The organism is Pseudoalteromonas sp. Z1A8, assembly GCF_011378855.1.
Classification (GTDB): Bacteria; Pseudomonadota; Gammaproteobacteria; order Enterobacterales; family Alteromonadaceae; genus Pseudoalteromonas.
Genome location: NZ_WTLB01000014.1, coordinates 32,818 through 49,506, shown reverse-complemented (window position 1 = coordinate 49,506; position 16,689 = coordinate 32,818). Strand labels below are relative to the sequence as shown.

At 40.4% G+C, this 16,689-nt stretch carries 14 protein-coding genes; 5 read left to right on the top strand and 9 right to left on the bottom strand.

What is annotated here, in order from left to right:
* Positions 1-38: 38 nt before the first annotated feature.
* From glpD to galE, 7 genes are all read right to left on the bottom strand, one after another.
* Positions 39-1,544 carry a glycerol-3-phosphate dehydrogenase gene (glpD, locus tag GQR55_RS07535; RefSeq protein WP_166420099.1) on the bottom strand — a complete coding sequence of 502 codons (1,506 nt, stop codon included), beginning with the start codon at positions 1,542-1,544 and terminating at the stop codon, positions 39-41.
* Between the two features lie 214 nt (positions 1,545-1,758).
* On the bottom strand, positions 1,759-3,255 hold the full coding sequence (gene glpK / locus GQR55_RS07530) for a glycerol kinase GlpK (RefSeq protein ID WP_032826852.1): 1,497 nt from the start codon (positions 3,253-3,255) through the stop codon (positions 1,759-1,761).
* Between the two features lie 207 nt (positions 3,256-3,462).
* Complete coding sequence (locus GQR55_RS07525; RefSeq protein ID WP_166420098.1) at positions 3,463-4,785, bottom strand: dienelactone hydrolase family protein; 1,323 nt, start codon at positions 4,783-4,785, stop codon at positions 3,463-3,465.
* Positions 4,786-4,814: 29 nt separating this feature from the next.
* Complete coding sequence (locus tag GQR55_RS07520) at positions 4,815-5,819, bottom strand: Gfo/Idh/MocA family oxidoreductase (protein WP_166420097.1); 1,005 nt, start codon at positions 5,817-5,819, stop codon at positions 4,815-4,817.
* A gap of 19 nt (positions 5,820-5,838) precedes the next feature.
* Positions 5,839-6,987: a galactokinase gene (gene galK, locus GQR55_RS07515; RefSeq protein WP_166420096.1), complete on the bottom strand. Its 1,149-nt coding sequence runs from the start codon at positions 6,985-6,987 to the stop codon at positions 5,839-5,841.
* Positions 6,977-8,041 (bottom strand): UDP-glucose--hexose-1-phosphate uridylyltransferase, encoded by a 1,065-nt coding sequence (locus GQR55_RS07510; RefSeq protein WP_166420095.1) that lies wholly within the window; start codon positions 8,039-8,041, stop codon positions 6,977-6,979. Before GQR55_RS07510 ends, galK begins: the two co-directional genes overlap by 11 nt.
* A gap of 1 nt (position 8,042) precedes the next feature.
* A complete protein-coding gene (galE, locus tag GQR55_RS07505; protein ID WP_166420094.1) occupies positions 8,043-9,056 on the bottom strand; it encodes a UDP-glucose 4-epimerase GalE in 1,014 nt (337 codons plus the stop codon).
* A 267-nt stretch (positions 9,057-9,323) separates the two neighbouring features.
* Here galE and GQR55_RS07500 point away from each other — a divergent pair, with 267 nt between their 5' ends.
* Complete coding sequence (locus tag GQR55_RS07500) at positions 9,324-10,154, top strand: SDR family NAD(P)-dependent oxidoreductase (RefSeq protein WP_166420093.1); 831 nt, start codon at positions 9,324-9,326, stop codon at positions 10,152-10,154.
* Positions 10,154-10,510: an antibiotic biosynthesis monooxygenase gene (locus tag GQR55_RS07495; RefSeq protein ID WP_166420092.1), complete on the top strand. Its 357-nt coding sequence runs from the start codon at positions 10,154-10,156 to the stop codon at positions 10,508-10,510. Before GQR55_RS07500 ends, GQR55_RS07495 begins: the two co-directional genes overlap by 1 nt.
* Positions 10,511-10,568: 58 nt before the next feature.
* On the opposite strand, the gene GQR55_RS07490 is transcribed toward GQR55_RS07495, so the two are convergent.
* Together GQR55_RS07490 and GQR55_RS07485 are read right to left on the bottom strand one after the other, a co-directional pair.
* On the bottom strand, positions 10,569-10,814 hold the full coding sequence (locus tag GQR55_RS07490) for a YdcH family protein (RefSeq protein ID WP_166420091.1): 246 nt from the start codon (positions 10,812-10,814) through the stop codon (positions 10,569-10,571).
* Positions 10,815-10,942: 128 nt separating this feature from the next.
* Complete coding sequence (locus tag GQR55_RS07485; protein WP_166420090.1) at positions 10,943-11,854, bottom strand: LysR family transcriptional regulator; 912 nt, start codon at positions 11,852-11,854, stop codon at positions 10,943-10,945.
* Between the two features lie 450 nt (positions 11,855-12,304).
* Here GQR55_RS07485 and GQR55_RS20170 point away from each other — a divergent pair, with 450 nt between their 5' ends.
* From GQR55_RS20170 to GQR55_RS07470, 3 genes are all read left to right on the top strand, one after another.
* Positions 12,305-14,578, top strand: a complete 2,274-nt coding sequence (locus tag GQR55_RS20170; protein ID WP_166420089.1) for a bifunctional diguanylate cyclase/phosphodiesterase — start codon at positions 12,305-12,307, stop codon at positions 14,576-14,578.
* Positions 14,579-14,681: 103 nt separating this feature from the next.
* Positions 14,682-15,263: an aminodeoxychorismate/anthranilate synthase component II gene (locus GQR55_RS07475; RefSeq protein WP_166420088.1), complete on the top strand. Its 582-nt coding sequence runs from the start codon at positions 14,682-14,684 to the stop codon at positions 15,261-15,263.
* A gap of 43 nt (positions 15,264-15,306) precedes the next feature.
* Positions 15,307-16,467 (top strand): HDOD domain-containing protein, encoded by a 1,161-nt coding sequence (locus GQR55_RS07470; RefSeq protein ID WP_166420087.1) that lies wholly within the window; start codon positions 15,307-15,309, stop codon positions 16,465-16,467.
* Positions 16,468-16,689 lie beyond the last annotated feature (222 nt).

Sequence of the window (16,689 nt, the reverse complement as noted above, 5' to 3'; positions counted from 1 at the left end):
TATAAAGGGGTTAACAGGAAGCTATTATAACTTAATAGTTAAGCGCTTTTAGCTGCTTGGTTATGCTCAATGTAATCATTGAGCGCAGCAACTTGTGCCTCATTAAAACGTAGTCCTAATTTGCTGCGGCGCCATAAAATATTGTATGCGTTTTCTGCCCACTCTTCATTTAGCAAGTAATCTACTTCTGCTGCAAATAAACCATGGCCAAAATCTTGGCCTAAATCACTCAACCCAGTTGCACTACCTAATATATTTTTAGCACGAGTACCATAAGTGCGTACAAAGCGTTTAAGTGTTATTTCAGGTAGCCATTCATATTTTGCTTTTAGCTCTGATTTAAGTGCTTCTACAGAGCTAAAATTACCACCAGGGAGCGAGCTATACTTGGTCCACGCTTTGCTCATTTGTGGGTAAAAGTCTTCAAGCTTATTAACCGCAGCTTCGGCAAGTTTGCGATAAGTTGTAATTTTTCCACCAAACACACTCAATAGAGGTGCTTGCTTAGCATCACTCGAAAGCTCTAATTTATAATCGCGAGTAACGGCTTGTGCATTAACTGATTCGTCATCAAGTAATGGGCGTACGCCTGAAAAGGTATGTACTATGTCTTCGCGTTTAATCGGTTGTTTAAAGTAGGTATTAGTAATATCAATTAAGTAATCAATTTCTTCATCACTAATTTTAACGTCTTGTGCTTCACCTTTGTGTTCTACATCGGTTGTGCCAATAAGTGAGAAGTCATCTTCAAACGGAATAACAAACACAATACGCTGATCTTTATTTTGTAAAATATAAGCTTGTTTCTCATCGTGAATGCGAGGCACTACAATGTGACTACCTTTTACAAGGCGAATATTTTGTGGTGATTTTTCTGTTAGGGCTTCATCAAATAATTTAGCTACCCAAGGACCCGCAGCATTAACAATGCCTTTGGCAGAAATGGTGTATTTAGCTTTGCTCTTTTGCTGCTCAAGCGTTACCTGCCATTTACCTTGCTCACGTTTAGCATTTACACACTTAGTTTGTGTGGTAATAACGGCGCCTTTTTGTTGCGCTGCAAGGGCGTTTAAAACGACTAAGCGAGAATCGTCAACCCAGCCATCAGAGTATTCAAACCCTTTGGTAATAGAGGGTTCTAAAACACTATTTTCGCCAAATTTAATGCTTCGAGAACCCGCTAGTGTTTCGCGTTTCGCTAGGTTGTCATACATAAACAAACCAATGCGAATCATCCACGCAGGGCGTAAATGCTTTTGATGCGGCAATCTAAAGGTTAGCGGCCACATAATATGAGGTGCGTTTTTAAGTAGCACTTCTCGCTCTGCTAGGGCTTCTTTTACTAATCTAAATTCGTAATGCTCAAGGTAGCGCAGACCACCGTGGATCAGCTTAGAACTGTTTGAAGATGTTGCACAGGCAAGGTCTGATTGTTCGCACAAGAGTACTTTTAATCCTCTGCCTGCTGCATCAGCTGCTATTCCAGTGCCGTTTACACCGCCACCGATGACTAGTAAGTCATATTCGTTATCTGCTAATTCCACCGAGCTAACCTTTTTATTTGTAATATAAATAAGACATAAGCATCATAAAGCTGCTGTTTTCATTTGACAATAGAAAACCCAGATTTTTATTCGTTAATTTTGACGCCAATCCATTTTCAATTTAAAGCAGTAAAGCATGCTTTTTAAATCTAGCATTTAGCTAAGTTAAAAAAGCAAAGTGGTTAAAGTATTAGCCTTAACCACTTAGTATTTACTATGGGCAGTTTTTATTCGTTAAGCATACTTGAGCTACGCAGTGCTGCCATTTTGCGTATAGATCGTTACGCTCGTCGGCACTCATGGTTGGCTCAAAGCGACGGTCGCATGTCCACATTTTAGATAACTGCTCAGTCGACTCGTACACACCTGTTTGTAAGCCAGCTAAATATGCTACGCCTAAAGAAGTGGTTTCGGTCACAGTTGGGCGCTCAACTGTTGCGCCTAAAATGTTTGATAAAAAGGTCATAACCCAATTATTTTTTACCATACCGCCATCTACACGAAGCACACTTGGGCGAAGACCATCACGCTCCATCGCTTTTTGTAAATCTTTGGTCTGGTAACCAACTGATTGCAGCGCTGCGGCAACTATGGTGCTAATACCCGAATCGCGTGTTAGCCCTAAAATAGCGCCACGTGCATTAGGGTCCCAATAAGGAGCACCTAAACCCGTAAACGAAGGCACTAAAAATACACCATGATCGAGCGGTACATCTTTAACCATCGATTCACTTTCGCCAGCATGGCTAAGTAGTTTTAAGCCTTCAACAATCCACTGCATAGTTGCGCCAGCCATAAATATACTGCCTTCAATGGCGTAAGTTGGCTTGCCGTTTAATCTATAAGCAACAGTGGTCAGTAAGCGGTTTTCTGAGGTCAGTGCTTTTTCGCCAGTGTTAAGCATTAAAAAACAGCCAGTACCGTAAGTACTTTTAGCCATGCCTTGTTCAAAACATGCGTGGCCAACAAGCGCAGCTTGTTGATCGCCTGCAATACCACAAACACGAATTGGCGCGCCAAAAATGTCAGCACTGGTTGAACCAAACTCGTCAGCTGAATCCATTACTTCTGGCAGCATAGATTCTGGAATATCGAATAACTCTAGAAGCTCTTGATCCCACTGCTGGGTGTGAATATTAAATAACATGGTGCGTGACGCGTTGGTTGCATCGGTGCGGTGCTCTTTGCCGCCTGTTAGCTGCCAAAGTAGGTAAGTGTCAACCGTACCGAAGGCGAGCTCACCTGCAAGGGCTTGTTCGCGTGCGCCTTCAACGTTATCTAAAATCCAACGAATTTTAGTGGCCGAAAAATAAGGGTCGAGCAATAAGCCTGTTTTTTCGCTTATCGTTTGGCAAAGCTCATCAGTTGTTAGGCTTTCGCAATAGTCACTTGTGCGACGGTCTTGCCATACAATAGCGTTATAAATTGTTTTGCCTGTTTTTTTGTTCCACACTAAAGTGGTTTCGCGCTGGTTGGTGATACCAATGGCAATAATTTCTTCAGGCTTTACATCGTTTTTAGTTAACACTTCGCGACTAGTGCTAAGCACTGTTTGCCAAATATCGTTAGGGTCGTGTTCTACCCAACCATTTTGTGGAAAATGCTGCGAAAATTCTTGTTGTGCTGTACCAAAAACGTCTGCATCTTTTGTAAACAAGATGGCCCGAGAGCTTGTGGTTCCTTGATCAATTGAGAGTATGTATTTGGACATGATATTTATGTTATTTATCTTATCTTATATATGACTAGATTGCCTTTAACCGAAGTTAATGGCAATGGTTTTTTCTTAAAATAGCCGATTAAAAAACAAACGCGCCAATATTTACTGGTAACTCTTTTATATAAAAGGCGTTTTGTTTTGGCATTATTTTAAGGGCGTACGCGGCTATTGATTAAAACAGCCGCTTAAAGCTTATTGTTACTTGGTGTGAGGTTTGGCTTGTTGCCAATCCATACCCGTTGAAAAGCGCTTATCAAACCCGCGCCACTGTGGCAGCGGCTTACCATCAACAACAGCTTGGTCGCCGTTTTGTGGTAAATCTAAGTATTTACACTCGCTGGCGATACCTTTTACGTGGCAATCCATCATGGCAAGTACAAAGTGTTTGTTGATTTCGTTTAGTGTGCGCATAGACCACGATGGCTCGTAGTAATGGCCTATATCTAATTCACTGCTGCTTTGTGCAATAGCCGGAGCTGGGTGAGGTGCAATATTATGGCGTGCATTTTTGTAAGTAAGCATGTACTTATCTTTGCTACCTGTTTGGTTATAAAGGCTTTTAATACCTTCATAGCCTGATATGTCATCTAAACTACCGGCTATATAAAGCGACGGTACTTTAATATTTTTCATCGCTTTGGCATCAAATATATTATGCTGTCCGCCCCATGGTGCAAAGGCCACCATCGCTTTTATACGCGGGTCTACTTTTGGGTTTTGGTATTGCCCACCAGCGCAGCTGTTTAGTAATTGCTGTACTTTTTCAATTTGAGCTGAGTCTTTCATACCTGTAAACATAGCGGTAGTTTGCTCATTAAAAGAGTAACAACCACCTATTGTATTTACCGCGCCATAGCCACCCATTGAGTAACCAATTACGCCTGCGCTTTTGTTATCTACTTGCTTGCTTGCAAAGTTGTTTTGCTCATTAAAGTAATTAATAACAAACTGCTGATCGCGTGAGCGATTTATAAGCGTGCTAAAAAAGCCCGAAAACGGTGCGTTTTTAAAATCAACATCAGCATTGGTTGAGTCGGTATGATCAATCGCTACCACAATGTAACCATGCGACGCTAAATGCTCGCCTAGGTAGTACATAATCGTACGGTAACCGGTATAACCGTGAGAAAGCACAATAACAGGGTAATGCTCTTTATTATTAATGGCTACATCGCGCATAGCATCAGCTTGCAAAGTAAACTCTTTACCTGAGCGAGTTTCATTGGTGTAGCTGGTAAGTGGCGATTTTGCTGTATTTGCAGCCGGATACCATACTTCTACTTTTAAAGGGCGATCTTTTTGACCTTGTGTGGCGGGATCAAATTGCGCGGGGTTAACTAAATCAAGTGTTTGCACACCCACATTGTAATTACCTTTTGCCGCAAGTTCTGGAAGTACTTCGCTAGTGATTGGCGGATATAGCTGCTCTGGTTTATTAGATTCAGCAAAGGCTGCACTGGCAGATAAACTGCACGTAGCAAGTAATATGGCTTTTGAAAGCGCTTTGAGTGTGTGTGTCATTGTGTGTCCTTGTTGTGTATTTTTATCTTTTAATTAGTCAGTTCAGCCGACTCGACGGCATTGCTATATTGCAGCTGCCATTGTGTTCGCAAGGTATCCATTATGTTCATAACCCGTAAGCTAGTACCCAGTGGTAATACGCTGCTTTGGGTTTGTTTTTGTAATATACACTGCGTGACATGTGCAATTTCAAACTTAAAGTTTTCATCGTCACTAAAGTCGTATTCAAAGTGTTGCGGATCTTGGCCATTTATATGCAGTTCTATAGATTGCGCGCCTACAAATTCAGGAATACGCATATAGCCAAGCTCACCATTAATACATGCTTCTGTTGGGCCGTTTTGCTGAAGTGCGCTGGTAAGTGATGCAAATTGCCCGTTACCGTAATCAACTATAGCAGTGCTTCGCTCATCAACACCGGTTGTGCTTTTGTGTACAAAGGATTTGATGTGTTCTGGGGCTTTATTAAATACCACATCGGCAATCGAAATAGGATAAATACCTAAATCGAGCAGGGCGCCACCTGCTGTTGCAGGGTTCATTAAGCGGTGAGTGTCGGCAAAGCTGCCAGGTAAACTAAAGTTGGCATTAACACTGTGCACATTACCAATAACACCTTCACTTAGGAGCTGTTGTAATTTTACTATGGCCGGTAAAAAACGCATCCAAACGCCTTCCATTAAAAAGCAGTTTTGTTGCTTGGCAAGCTCAGTGAGGCTTTGCAACTGCTGAGCATTAACGGTAATAGGTTTTTCGCTTAGCACGTGCTTATTGTGTGTTAAGCATTGCGCTATGGCTTTAAAATGTTGCTCGTGGGTATTAGCTATATAAATGGCATCAATATTTGGGCATTGCATAAGAGCTTGATAGCTCTCATAACCTTTAATTGAATAGTGTGTGGCAAACTCTTTTGCACGCTGCTCGCTAGTCGATGCTGCGCCAATAAGTTGAGCATCAGCGCAATGCGCAATACTCTTAGCAAAGGTGTGAGCAATATTGCCACACCCAATAATTCCCCAATTAACCTTTGCCATGCTTATTCCTTAACTTTATTTAAAAAGACGTAATTTGTAACCCTGAACCCGCTGAACATACGTAAATATCGGCATTTAAGTTAAAGCGTTCAAAGTAATGCTGCTCAACCGCTGCTTTAATTAGTGGCACTTCTGCATCACGACATAAACATACAATAGCACCACCAAAGCCGCCACCCGTCATACGAACTGCACCGCGATCGCCCATCGCTTCTTTACAAATTTCTACTAGGCCATCGGTTGCAGGTACGGTTACTTCAAAGTCGTGTTTAAGTGATTGGTGCGATGCAGCCATTAGCGTGCGAAGTGTATCCATATCATTATTTTGTAGTGCAGTAGTTGCTGCAATTACACGGTCGTTTTCGCTAATTACGTGGTGTGCACGTTTATATTCGTTTTCGCTTAATGTTGCTTTTACTGCTTGCAGGCCAGTCATGGTTGCTTGGCGAAGTGTTTTTACACCCATTTTTACAGCTGCTTGTTCGCAATCAATACGGCGCTGGTTGTATTCGCTATCTACCAATTTACGTGGGTAGTTAGAGTTAACAATAACAATATTTAAATCATCCGGTACTTTTACTGATTTAGTTGCGAGGTTTTCACAGTCGATTAATAGCGCATGACCGTTTTCGCCTTTAGCTGAAATAAGCTGATCCATAATGCCGCATTGGCAATGCATAAAGTCGTTTTCGGCTTCTTGGCCTAGCAGTGCAATTTTTTCTTCGCTTAAACCAAGCTGTGCAATATGGTTAAACATACCGCCAACAGCAACTTCTAGTGCTGCCGATGACGACAAGCCACTGCCTTGCGGTAAGTTACTGTCGATAAGTAAATCGGCGCCGCGTAAAGTATGGCCCGCACGCTTTAATACAAATGACACGGCACGAATATAGTTACCCCATTGCGATTGGCCTTCAGTGATTGCTTCATCAACACTAAAGCTGTCTTTTTCGCCTGGGTAATTTAAAGAATGCACAGTGATAATGTTATCGTCGCGCTCCTTAAACATTATTTGGGTCCGAAACTCTAACGAGCACGGTAAAACAAAACCGTCGTTGTAGTCGGTAAATTCGCCAATTAGGTTTACACGCCCTGGAGCGGCTGCAATACCTTGAGCAGGCACGTCATACAGTGACAAAAATTGTTGTTGGAATTCGTTAAGCTTCATCTGTGTGTCCTGCTGTATCTTTATAGTGTGTGGTACTGGCTGCTTGTAAAATAGAAGCGGCGGTTTCTGCGCTTAAATCGCGCTGGCTTTCGCCTAGCATTTCGTAGCCAACCATGTGTTTTTTCACGGTAGCTGAGCGAAGTAGCGGCGGATAAAAATGGGCGTGCAAGCGCCAATGTTGCTCATCTGAGCCTCGATTAGCCGGTGCATTGTGCCATCCCATAGAATACGGGAAGCTGCAATTAAATACGTTGTCGTACTTAGTGGTTAATACTTTAAGTGCCTGAGCCAAAGAGTCGGTTTGCGCATCGTTTAGCTGGCTAAAATTTTGAATGTTATCTTTAGTTACTAGCATTGTTTCAAACGGCCATGCTGCCCAAAATGGCACAACAACAAGCCAATGTTCGTTTTCAAATACAACACGTGTTTGATCTGCTTGCTCTTTTTGCGCGTAATCGGCAAGCATGGCTGTGCCATGCTTTTTATAATAGGCAAGCTGCTGGTTATCTTCGGCTTCAATTTCGGTTGATAAATGCGAGTGAGCCCATACTTGGCCGTGAGGATGAGGTTGCGAACAACCCATGATCTCGCCTTTATTTTCAAAAACTTGTACGCATTCGTACTGCTGTGCAAGCTCTGTGTAATTTTGTTTCCAGGTTTTTACTACTTCGTGCAATGCGTTTTGGCTAAGCTCTGGTAGTGTTTTATTATGCTCTGGAGAAAAACAAATTACGCGGCATTCGCCACTGGCTTCGTCGGCAATAAATAAATCGCTGTCTGACTCTAAGCTTTGTAATTGCTTGCTGGCATTAGGCGTTAATGCGCCAAAGTCATTTCTAAATACGTGTGTGTATTTGTAATCAGGGTTACTGTCGCCATTTGCACGGGTATTACTTGGGCAAAGTGGGCAGCTGTCATCATGTTTTGGTAATACGTTTTCGTTAACGGCTTCTGTTGCGCCTAACCATGGGCGGTTATTACGATGTGGTGACACTAATACCCAACGACCCGTTAGCGGATTTTTACGTCTGTGAGTACTTTCTAATAAAGCCATATTAACTCTCCAACCCACTTGGGTAATTAGTTTGCCAGCGCCATGTGTCATTTGTCATGTCGCTAAGTGTTAGTTCTGCGTGCCAGTTAAGTGTGTTTTGCGCTTTTGTGGCATCGGCGTAGTTACAGGCAATATCACCTGCTCGGCGCGGTGCAATTTGATAAGGAATATCTTTATTGGCTGATGCGCTAAATGCTTTGATCATATCAAGCACAGAATAACCTTGCCCTGTGCCTAGGTTGTAAGCATGGAAGGCGGTATCTGTTTTATGCTGCATAAATGCCGCTACATGGCCTTTAGCTAAATCTAAAACGTGAATATAGTCACGTACGCCCGTGCCATCTTCAGTGTCATAGTCGTCACCAAAAATATTAACCACGTCGCGTTTACCTACCGCCGTTTGAGCAATAAATGGCATTAAGTTATTAGGAATACCATTAGGGCTTTCACCTAATAAACCACTTGGGTGCGCACCTACTGGGTTAAAGTAACGAAGCGCAATCCCCATAAATTGACTGTTGGCATTACATACGTCTTGCATGGCTTGTTCAACCATGACTTTAGTCCAACCATATGGATTAGTAGCGCGTATAGGGTGCTTTTCATCAATAGGGAGGTAATCTGGCTCGCCATACACAGTAGCTGATGAGCTAAATATAATGTGGTTAACATCGGCTTCTTGCATGCTTTGTAACATACTTAATGTACCCGACACATTATTTTGATAATAACGCAGTGGTTGCTCAGTTGATTCGCCAACGGCTTTTAAAGCAGCAAAGTGAAATACAGCCTTAGCTTGAGTATGTTTTAGAGCAAGCTTAAATTGTTGTTCGTCTTGAATATCACCCAAGATAAACTCAAATCGAGTACCAGTAATCTTTTCGAGTTGGTCAAGTACACGAGGGCTAGCATTAGACAAATTATCGTAAATAACAGGTGTAATGCCCGCTTCATGCAATGCAATACATGTGTGGCTACCTATGTAACCCATGCCGCCAGTAACTAAAACTTTCATGTGTTTTCTCGAAAAGTGTATTTATATGATAAATACTACTATTAAGGTGGTTTAAAAACAATAGTTATGATTGTTGGGTAATTCAAATAAAAGCATAAAAAACATTCAGCTTAAATACTCATCTGCCTTTTAAAGTAATATTTTTACATTAACTAACATAGGCTTAGCTTTATCAATTAATTCTATAAACTGATTCAACTATTGGCCTAATTATCAGCAGTAAGTTGGGGTGCTAACATAGCGAAAATAAAGTAAGGGGAGATCAACATGAACAAAACAATTTTACTTACCGGTGCTACCGATGGCATTGGGCTTGAAACCGCCAAAATGTTATTAGCACAAGGTCACACTGTATTATTGCATGGCCGCAGCCAAGCAAAACTCAGTGCGCTACAAATAGCTTTAACCGAGCAATACCCAAGTGCGAGTACACATACCTATATTGCTGACTTAAGCGATATGAGCCAAGTACAGGTATTGGCACAAATAGTATTAGCCGACTTGGCCGAAAATAATAAGCAGCTCGACGTACTGATTAATAATGCAGGCGTTTATCAATTAGCTGATATTACAACGGTTGATGGTATTGATGCTCGCTTTGTTGTAAACACGATTGCACCTTATCTTCTTACAAAACTATTATTACCTGTTCTTGGCCGTGATTCTCGAGTGGTTAATGTGTCATCAGCTGCGCAATCAAGCGTTAAGCTAGACGCGCTAGTAGGTAACACTGAACTTTCAGATAGTGCGGCTTATGCACAAAGTAAATTGGCTATTACTATGTGGTCGCGTCATTTAGGGCTGGAGCTTAAAGATACTGGGCCATTAGTTGTATCGGTAAATCCTAAATCATTACTGGGTAGTAAAATGGTAAAAGACGCTTACGGTATAGATGGCGGCGATTTAAAAATTGGCGCAGATATTTTTTGTCGCGCAGCGCTTAGCGATGAATTTAAAGATGCCGCAGGTCTGTATTTTGATAACGATACAGGACGCTTTGCGCCTCCTCATGTTGATGCACTTAATAATGTTAAAAACCAACAGCTAGTAGACACGTTAAACAGTATTTTAACGCAACTTAAATTAGGTAAAGCATAATGAAAAATCACGTTGCGTGGACTGTACAAGGCCAAATTAAAGAAGGTAAATATGACGAGTTTTTACTGGTAATGGCACAACTAATTGCTTCAGCTAAAAGTGAAGCTGGGACTTTAATATATGAGTGGACAGTAAGTGAAGATAAACGCAGTGTGCACATTTACGAGCGCTACCAAAATGAAGACGCAGCTAAAACACATCTTGCTGGTTGGGCCAAAAGTGGGCCATTATTTTTAAGCGTAGTTGATATGGATAAAGTAACGGTATTTAGTCAATTATCAGAAGAGTTTGCGCAAGCTTTTGCAGGCCCAAGCACAGTATTTATGAAACCAGTGGGTGGCTTTGTAAAGTTTTAGAGAAAATACCCATTGTTGATCTAAAGAGCTCACCTCATCAGTGAGCTCTTTTTTTTGCTTATTGTGTAGCTTGTTGTAAGTGCTCATACAGCCAATCTTTTAACTCTGATCGGTCGTGTTTTAATAGATGCATTTGCTCGTCGCTAATTGGCGCATCTTTAAGTTCTAACATTCTAATTTCTTTGTCTAGCTTATCGTACTTATCTGCTTTTTTTGCAAACTCAGTATCGCTTTCATTTAGCTTGGCAATGGTATTTAAATACTCTGGAAAGTCATTTGTGAGTGAGTGGTCTTCGCCTAACATATTTGCTCCTTAGTAGGATATAAATGAGTTGTTTAAGTGAATTACTGCCTTCATATAATACACTGGGGTTTAAACAATCATAAATCAACCATTGGCAACTTAATTTGATATAGCGCAAACAACCGCTTTTACTTTTTAGCAGTTGCTGCTTTTTCCCAATAAGGGACTTCACCAAAGTAAGCAATAAAATGATCGATAAACGCACGCACCTTAGGAGCTAATAATCTATTGCTTGGATATACAGCCCAAATATCGGCATTAGCTACCAGCGGGAAGTCTTTTAACACTTCTATTAGGCTGCCATCCTCTAAACATTTATAGCTACACCAATTAGAACTAATAGTAATACCTAACCCTTGTACACATGCATCACGAACCGCTTCGCCGTTATCAAAACGAAGTGCGCCTTTGGTTTTAATATTAAGAGTGTCTTTACCTGATTTAAAAGCCCAACTTTCTACACTGGCTAAGTTAATCGTTTGATGATTAACTAAGTCTTGTGGCGTTTTAGGCAAGCCGTTTTTAGCTATGTATTCAGGTGATGCGCATACAATACGGTTATCTGATGCCAGTTTACGAGCAATTAGATTTGAATCTTTAAGTGCCGCATCGCGAATTGCAATATCAAAACCGCCTTCTACTAAATCAACAATGGTATCGCTAAAGCGACAATCGATAGTCAATCCTGGGTATTCTTGCATAAAGCTTTTTAATGCAGGAACTATATGCATGCGTCCAAATGAAGCAGGAGCCGTGATACGTAATGTACCTTGTGGTACTAAACTTCCTGCACCTACAGACGCACGGGCAGTTTCAAGCGTTGCTAACACTTCTTGTGCATGAGGTAAAAATGCCTCACCTTCTTCGGTCAGCGACACCTTACGTGTAGTACGATGAATAAGGCGTACTCCTAAGTTTTCCTCAAGCTTACTAATATATGCACTAGCGACTGCTGGTGATAAATCAAGCTCTCTTCCTGCAAGGCTTATATTATATGTATTAGCAATGCGTACAAACAAAGCCAGGTGGTCGTTATTCATACTTTATTCCCAGTATTATGTTGAAACTGACTGTGTATTTAGCCTTATTATCATTTATTAAAGGCAAAGCTACAATAAAACCTCATTATAGATTATTTATAAACGGCTAGTAGGGGTAACGCTCATAAAAGCAATGAGTGTTCATGGTTTTGGTGGTGCTGAAGAATTTGTAGCCGCTTAACAAGGCTTTACGTTTGTCGATGCAGCTAAAGTACATATCAATTTAACAAGTGGCCAAGTAATAAAGAATATTGGATAAGCGTATAATAATTAAATAACAAGACTGATCGTTTAATTAGTCACTATTTTTATCACACTTTTTATTTACAAACCCCCTTCAAAATCGATCCTTTTATATAGCAAAATATAAACAACAGTATCCACTTTAATTGTATATAATTACGTTTTTATATTTGTTGTTAATAATTATGAGGTCGTTGCAAAATTGACATGAAAATCTTCAATAATAAGTTTGCCAGTAAAGCGCGTCAATTTTACCTTGGGGTAGTAATCGTAGGTATTGTGGTATCTGCCATTGTTTACTTACAGGCGAATTCAATAAAAAATACCTCATCTAAGCTTATGGAGCAGCAAATCCCTTCGCTTCGCGATATTCGATTTGTAGAAACACTTATTGTTAAGCAAGAACGATTACTTTATGAATATTACGCAACGAACGATCAGCAGTTATACCTAACTCACTTTTTAAATAATCATGCCGAGCTGCTATTACTGCTCAACGCCATTGATGCAAACAATAAAGAAGCGCAGCTACAGCAAAAGTTAGCTGAGCCACTAAAAGGTGGATTGAGCCTTGCTTTAGAGTTACATAATAATTTATCGGGGCCCAGTGTTGCTTGGGATTTAGCAAGGCAGCAGTTGGAGCAGTTAACAGCATTACAGGTTAAATTGGTCCACATATTAAAAGTAGTTGAATCGCAAATATCGTTAGGCGTTAAAGAAGGTTACCTTGAAACCGAAACTGACTTACAAACTACAGTACAAGTGGTCATTGTATTTTCATTATTTTTAATATTTGTAAGTATATATACAGGCAGATACGCATCAAAGTTTATTAAACTCAGCGCCCATAATGAGCGTTTAGCGCTATTTCCTACGCGCAATCCAAACCCCATTGTTAGTTTAAGCGCAGACTTAAAGCTCAATTATTGCAACCCTGCGGCTATCGCGATGCATAAAGAGTATGTAGCAGATAAAAACAGCACACCCATTGCATTATTGAGCCGTAATATAGAGCAACAACTACTTGAGGCTAAGCAAACATCGAGCTTTGTAAAGCGCTTTTATACTCAGTTGGACAACCATTACCTCACCTATCAAATACATTGGCTACAAGAAATAGATGCCTTTGATGTGCACATACGTGATGTAACTGAGCAGTTCGAAGCCGAACGTTCACTTGAGTATTTAGCATTTCATCATCCGTATTCAAAAGTACCTAATCAAGCGAGCTTAGAAAGCTACACCAATGAGCTTATTACTTTAGAGCAACCTTTCAGCTTAATGCTGATTGATGTAAATCACTTTAAATTACTATTAGAGCAATATGGGTTAACCGGTGCAAACGAGTGTATAAATGCATTTGCTAAGCATTTATCTAAAAGTGCGCGTGATTTCTCTAAGCGTTTAAATAGTACAAATAAGCTGACTATTTACCATATTGCAGATGCCAACTTTGTGGTTGTTTATACCGCGCAAGACTGTTCAATCACTATAGATGATTTACTCAGCGGAGTTCAAAGTCGTTTAAGCCAAGCTATATCAACCCCTTTTGGCGAAATGCGCATGGGTTTTAATTGTGGTGTAACGCGCTTTCCTACCAGTAATAATTATAATGAGCTACTACTGCATGCAAATATAGCGCTAGAAGAGGCTGTAAAGCGTAATGTACCATTTGCTCATTTTGATAGTGAAAGCGGTGCTAAGCATGCACGTAAAATATATATTGCCAGACGCCTTGAAACAGCAATCGAAAAGCAGCAATTTGAGCTTTACTTTCAGCCTAAAATGCAAATAAAGACACAACAAATAGACAGCTGTGAGTGTTTAATTCGCTGGTTTGATAATGGTGAATTTATATCTCCTGCGCAGTTTATTCCTATTGCAGAGCATAGCGGTTTTATACTACCGCTAGGGGAGTGGATACTCGATACTGCGTTTGAGCAAGCTAAAAAATGGCATCAACAAAACTTAAATATACGTTTAGCAATAAACATATCGGCTAGGCAATTTACTCAGCAGTATTTTGTGCAAAGTATTAAAGACCGCCTAGCGCACTTTGCTGTGCCGGCTGAGTTAATTGAGCTTGAAATAACTGAAACCGCTATTATGGACGATGAAGAATTTGGTATTAGCGTACTACGTGAATTAAGCGAATTAGGTATTAGCTTATCGATTGACGATTTTGGTACTGGGTATTCATCACTGGGTTATTTGCAGCGTTTTCCGGTGAATAAATTAAAAATTGATCAGTCTTTTATACGCAATATGGTAACCGACACCCGTGACCAAGCATTAGTATTAAGTATTTGCCAATTAGCTAAAAACTTAGGGCTCGATATTATTGCCGAAGGCGTAGAGGAAGTTGAGCAACTACAGCAGTTAAGCGACTATGAATGCGATCAAATACAAGGCTATTTACTGAGTAAGCCAATACCCGCCAAAGACTTTGAAGCCTTTTTAGCTAAAGGAGTTAATTTTTAACGCTTTTTGCTAATTTATGTTGGCTAATTAATAGTGGTAGAATGCAGCGCTTAGCACCACTTGTGTAAAGTAGTGGTCAATAATTTATAAGGTTTGTTGTGTAATGCTGTTAATGATCGATAACTACGATTCGTTTACTTACAACTTGGTGCAATATTTTCAGCGATTAGATCAAGACGTGTTAGTAAAACGTAATGACGAGCTAAGCATTGCACAAATAAAACAGTTAAACCCGCAGCACATTGTGTTGTCGCCAGGGCCATGTACGCCTAACGAAGCGGGGATTTCGTTAAATGTTGTTGAGCAGCTAAAAGGGCAGTATCCTATTTTAGGGATTTGCTTGGGGCATCAAACTATTGCGCAAGCCTTAGGAGGCGATGTAATTCGTGCTAAAAAAGTAATGCACGGTAAAACATCTCCTATAGTGCATACTAATAAAGGGGTGTTTAAAGGTTTAGCTAATCCGTTAACTGTGTGTCGTTATCATTCTTTAGTGGTTAAAGCACAAACACTACCTAAAGAGCTTGAAGTAACCGCATGGACTCAAACTGAGCAAGGCGAGTTTGACGAAATTATGGGGTTGTTACACAATGAACTCGCTATCGAAGGTGTGCAGTTTCATCCCGAAGCTATTTTAACTGATCAAGGCTTAGAACTGCTTGATAACTTTTTAACTCGCTTCTAATGTTATAATACACAAAGCATTTAATACTTTATTAATGGATGACATGACCGAACTTGTAGCCCAGCAGCGCACTGCCAAAATACTAAGCCAACGAGCTCATGACTTATTGCTTGGGCATAGCTTTGCGCACCAGCAAATTGGTTTCATTCATACATTAGATATAGATTACGGCGAACCCATGAAGCAGCGCACCTTGCTTCAGGTTGAAGTGGCCGCTCAACAAAAGCGTCAGCAAAGCAGTACTGCACATCATAAGTACCGCGCTCAAGCGAGTGAGCAATTACACAAAACAATTGAAACTGCTATATATAAGCAGCTCGAAGATATAGATGGCGTAATTCATAGCACTATAGGTATTGAAGATGGCATTGCCAATATACTCGATATATTAGCTGTAAAGTCGGCATCAGTAGGGCGTTTAGAACCATTGGTGAATGACATAGGCTGGTTGGGTAGAGAGTTAGTAACGCTCGTTAATTTACCTTACTACCGTAATCAGCGTAGTAAAAACACATCTGTAAAAGTAGATAAACCGTCGCTAGCCCTTCGTTATATTGGCCTTGATAACTTACAGCTAGTTATACCTACATTTGCCGTGCGTCATTGGATGCCACATAGCACCGAACCTTTTTCACTTTTAAAACGCCGGCTACGTGACAGTGCAATGGCAAATGCCATTGCCGCGCAAAAAATTGCACAAATAAATAATGTGAATGACGTGCATGCATTTACCCTTGGAATGCTTTTAGATGTAGGGCGAGTTGCATTAGTGCGCTTGTACTTAAAAACGTTTGAGCAAGTATGGCAACGCAAAGTACAACTAGCCCGAAATGAAAACCAAAAAAACTTACACACCGCATTATTAGAACTAAAGCCCGATCCATTATTTTTAACCACGTTGCTTTGTAATAAATCGATAGAAGTAAGCGCTAAGGTAATAGACAAAATGGCTTTTAAATATTTACCGTTTAAAGGTGTAATGCAGCAGTTGGTAAATGGGGTAGATAAAGGCGATACATTACTGCCGTTAACAGAGGTAATGCTAAAAGCACGTTGTTACTCTCAATATCTTAATTTAAAAGAGCATCAACTTATTGAGCCCGATGAAACTCTAAGCTGGTTTTCGCACTTTAAGTTCACTAAAACGGAACTAAAAACCCTCCAATCGAGTAATTTTACCAATTTAGCTATTCAAATTGACTAAAAATCTGAATTTTTTGTTAATTTTTTTGCGACTAACCATTCATTCTCACTCTATTGTTATATTGCATATTTGCCGATTAAAGCGTGCGCGCCTTGGTGCTCATGCGGTTAGTTGTCTAAAAATAAGCATAAATAGCTATGCAAATAGTTATTCACTATCTATGAAATAATATCTTTAGCCCTTTATTTTAAAGGGATACATGAAAGTTTTTAACGAGACAGA

Excerpts from the sequence above, each read along its gene's own strand:
- GQR55_RS20170 (WP_166420089.1), top strand. The coding sequence starts at position 12,305 with ATGAAAATCTTCAATAATAAGTTTGCCAGTAAAGCGCGTCAATTTTAC.
- GQR55_RS07485 (WP_166420090.1), bottom strand. The coding sequence starts at position 11,854 with ATGAATAACGACCACCTGGCTTTGTTTGTACGCATTGCTAATACATAT.
- GQR55_RS07500 (WP_166420093.1), top strand. The coding sequence starts at position 9,324 with ATGAACAAAACAATTTTACTTACCGGTGCTACCGATGGCATTGGGCTT.
- GQR55_RS07470 (WP_166420087.1), top strand. The coding sequence starts at position 15,307 with ATGACCGAACTTGTAGCCCAGCAGCGCACTGCCAAAATACTAAGCCAA.
- galK (WP_166420096.1), bottom strand. The coding sequence starts at position 6,987 with ATGAAGCTTAACGAATTCCAACAACAATTTTTGTCACTGTATGACGTG.
- glpK (WP_032826852.1), bottom strand. The coding sequence starts at position 3,255 with ATGTCCAAATACATACTCTCAATTGATCAAGGAACCACAAGCTCTCGG.
- GQR55_RS07525 (WP_166420098.1), bottom strand. The coding sequence starts at position 4,785 with ATGACACACACACTCAAAGCGCTTTCAAAAGCCATATTACTTGCTACG.
- GQR55_RS07475 (WP_166420088.1), top strand. The coding sequence starts at position 14,682 with ATGCTGTTAATGATCGATAACTACGATTCGTTTACTTACAACTTGGTG.
- GQR55_RS07490 (WP_166420091.1), bottom strand. The coding sequence starts at position 10,814 with ATGTTAGGCGAAGACCACTCACTCACAAATGACTTTCCAGAGTATTTA.
- GQR55_RS07520 (WP_166420097.1), bottom strand. The coding sequence starts at position 5,819 with ATGGCAAAGGTTAATTGGGGAATTATTGGGTGTGGCAATATTGCTCAC.
- GQR55_RS07495 (WP_166420092.1), top strand. The coding sequence starts at position 10,154 with ATGAAAAATCACGTTGCGTGGACTGTACAAGGCCAAATTAAAGAAGGT.
- GQR55_RS07510 (WP_166420095.1), bottom strand. The coding sequence starts at position 8,041 with ATGGCTTTATTAGAAAGTACTCACAGACGTAAAAATCCGCTAACGGGT.
- galE (WP_166420094.1), bottom strand. The coding sequence starts at position 9,056 with ATGAAAGTTTTAGTTACTGGCGGCATGGGTTACATAGGTAGCCACACA.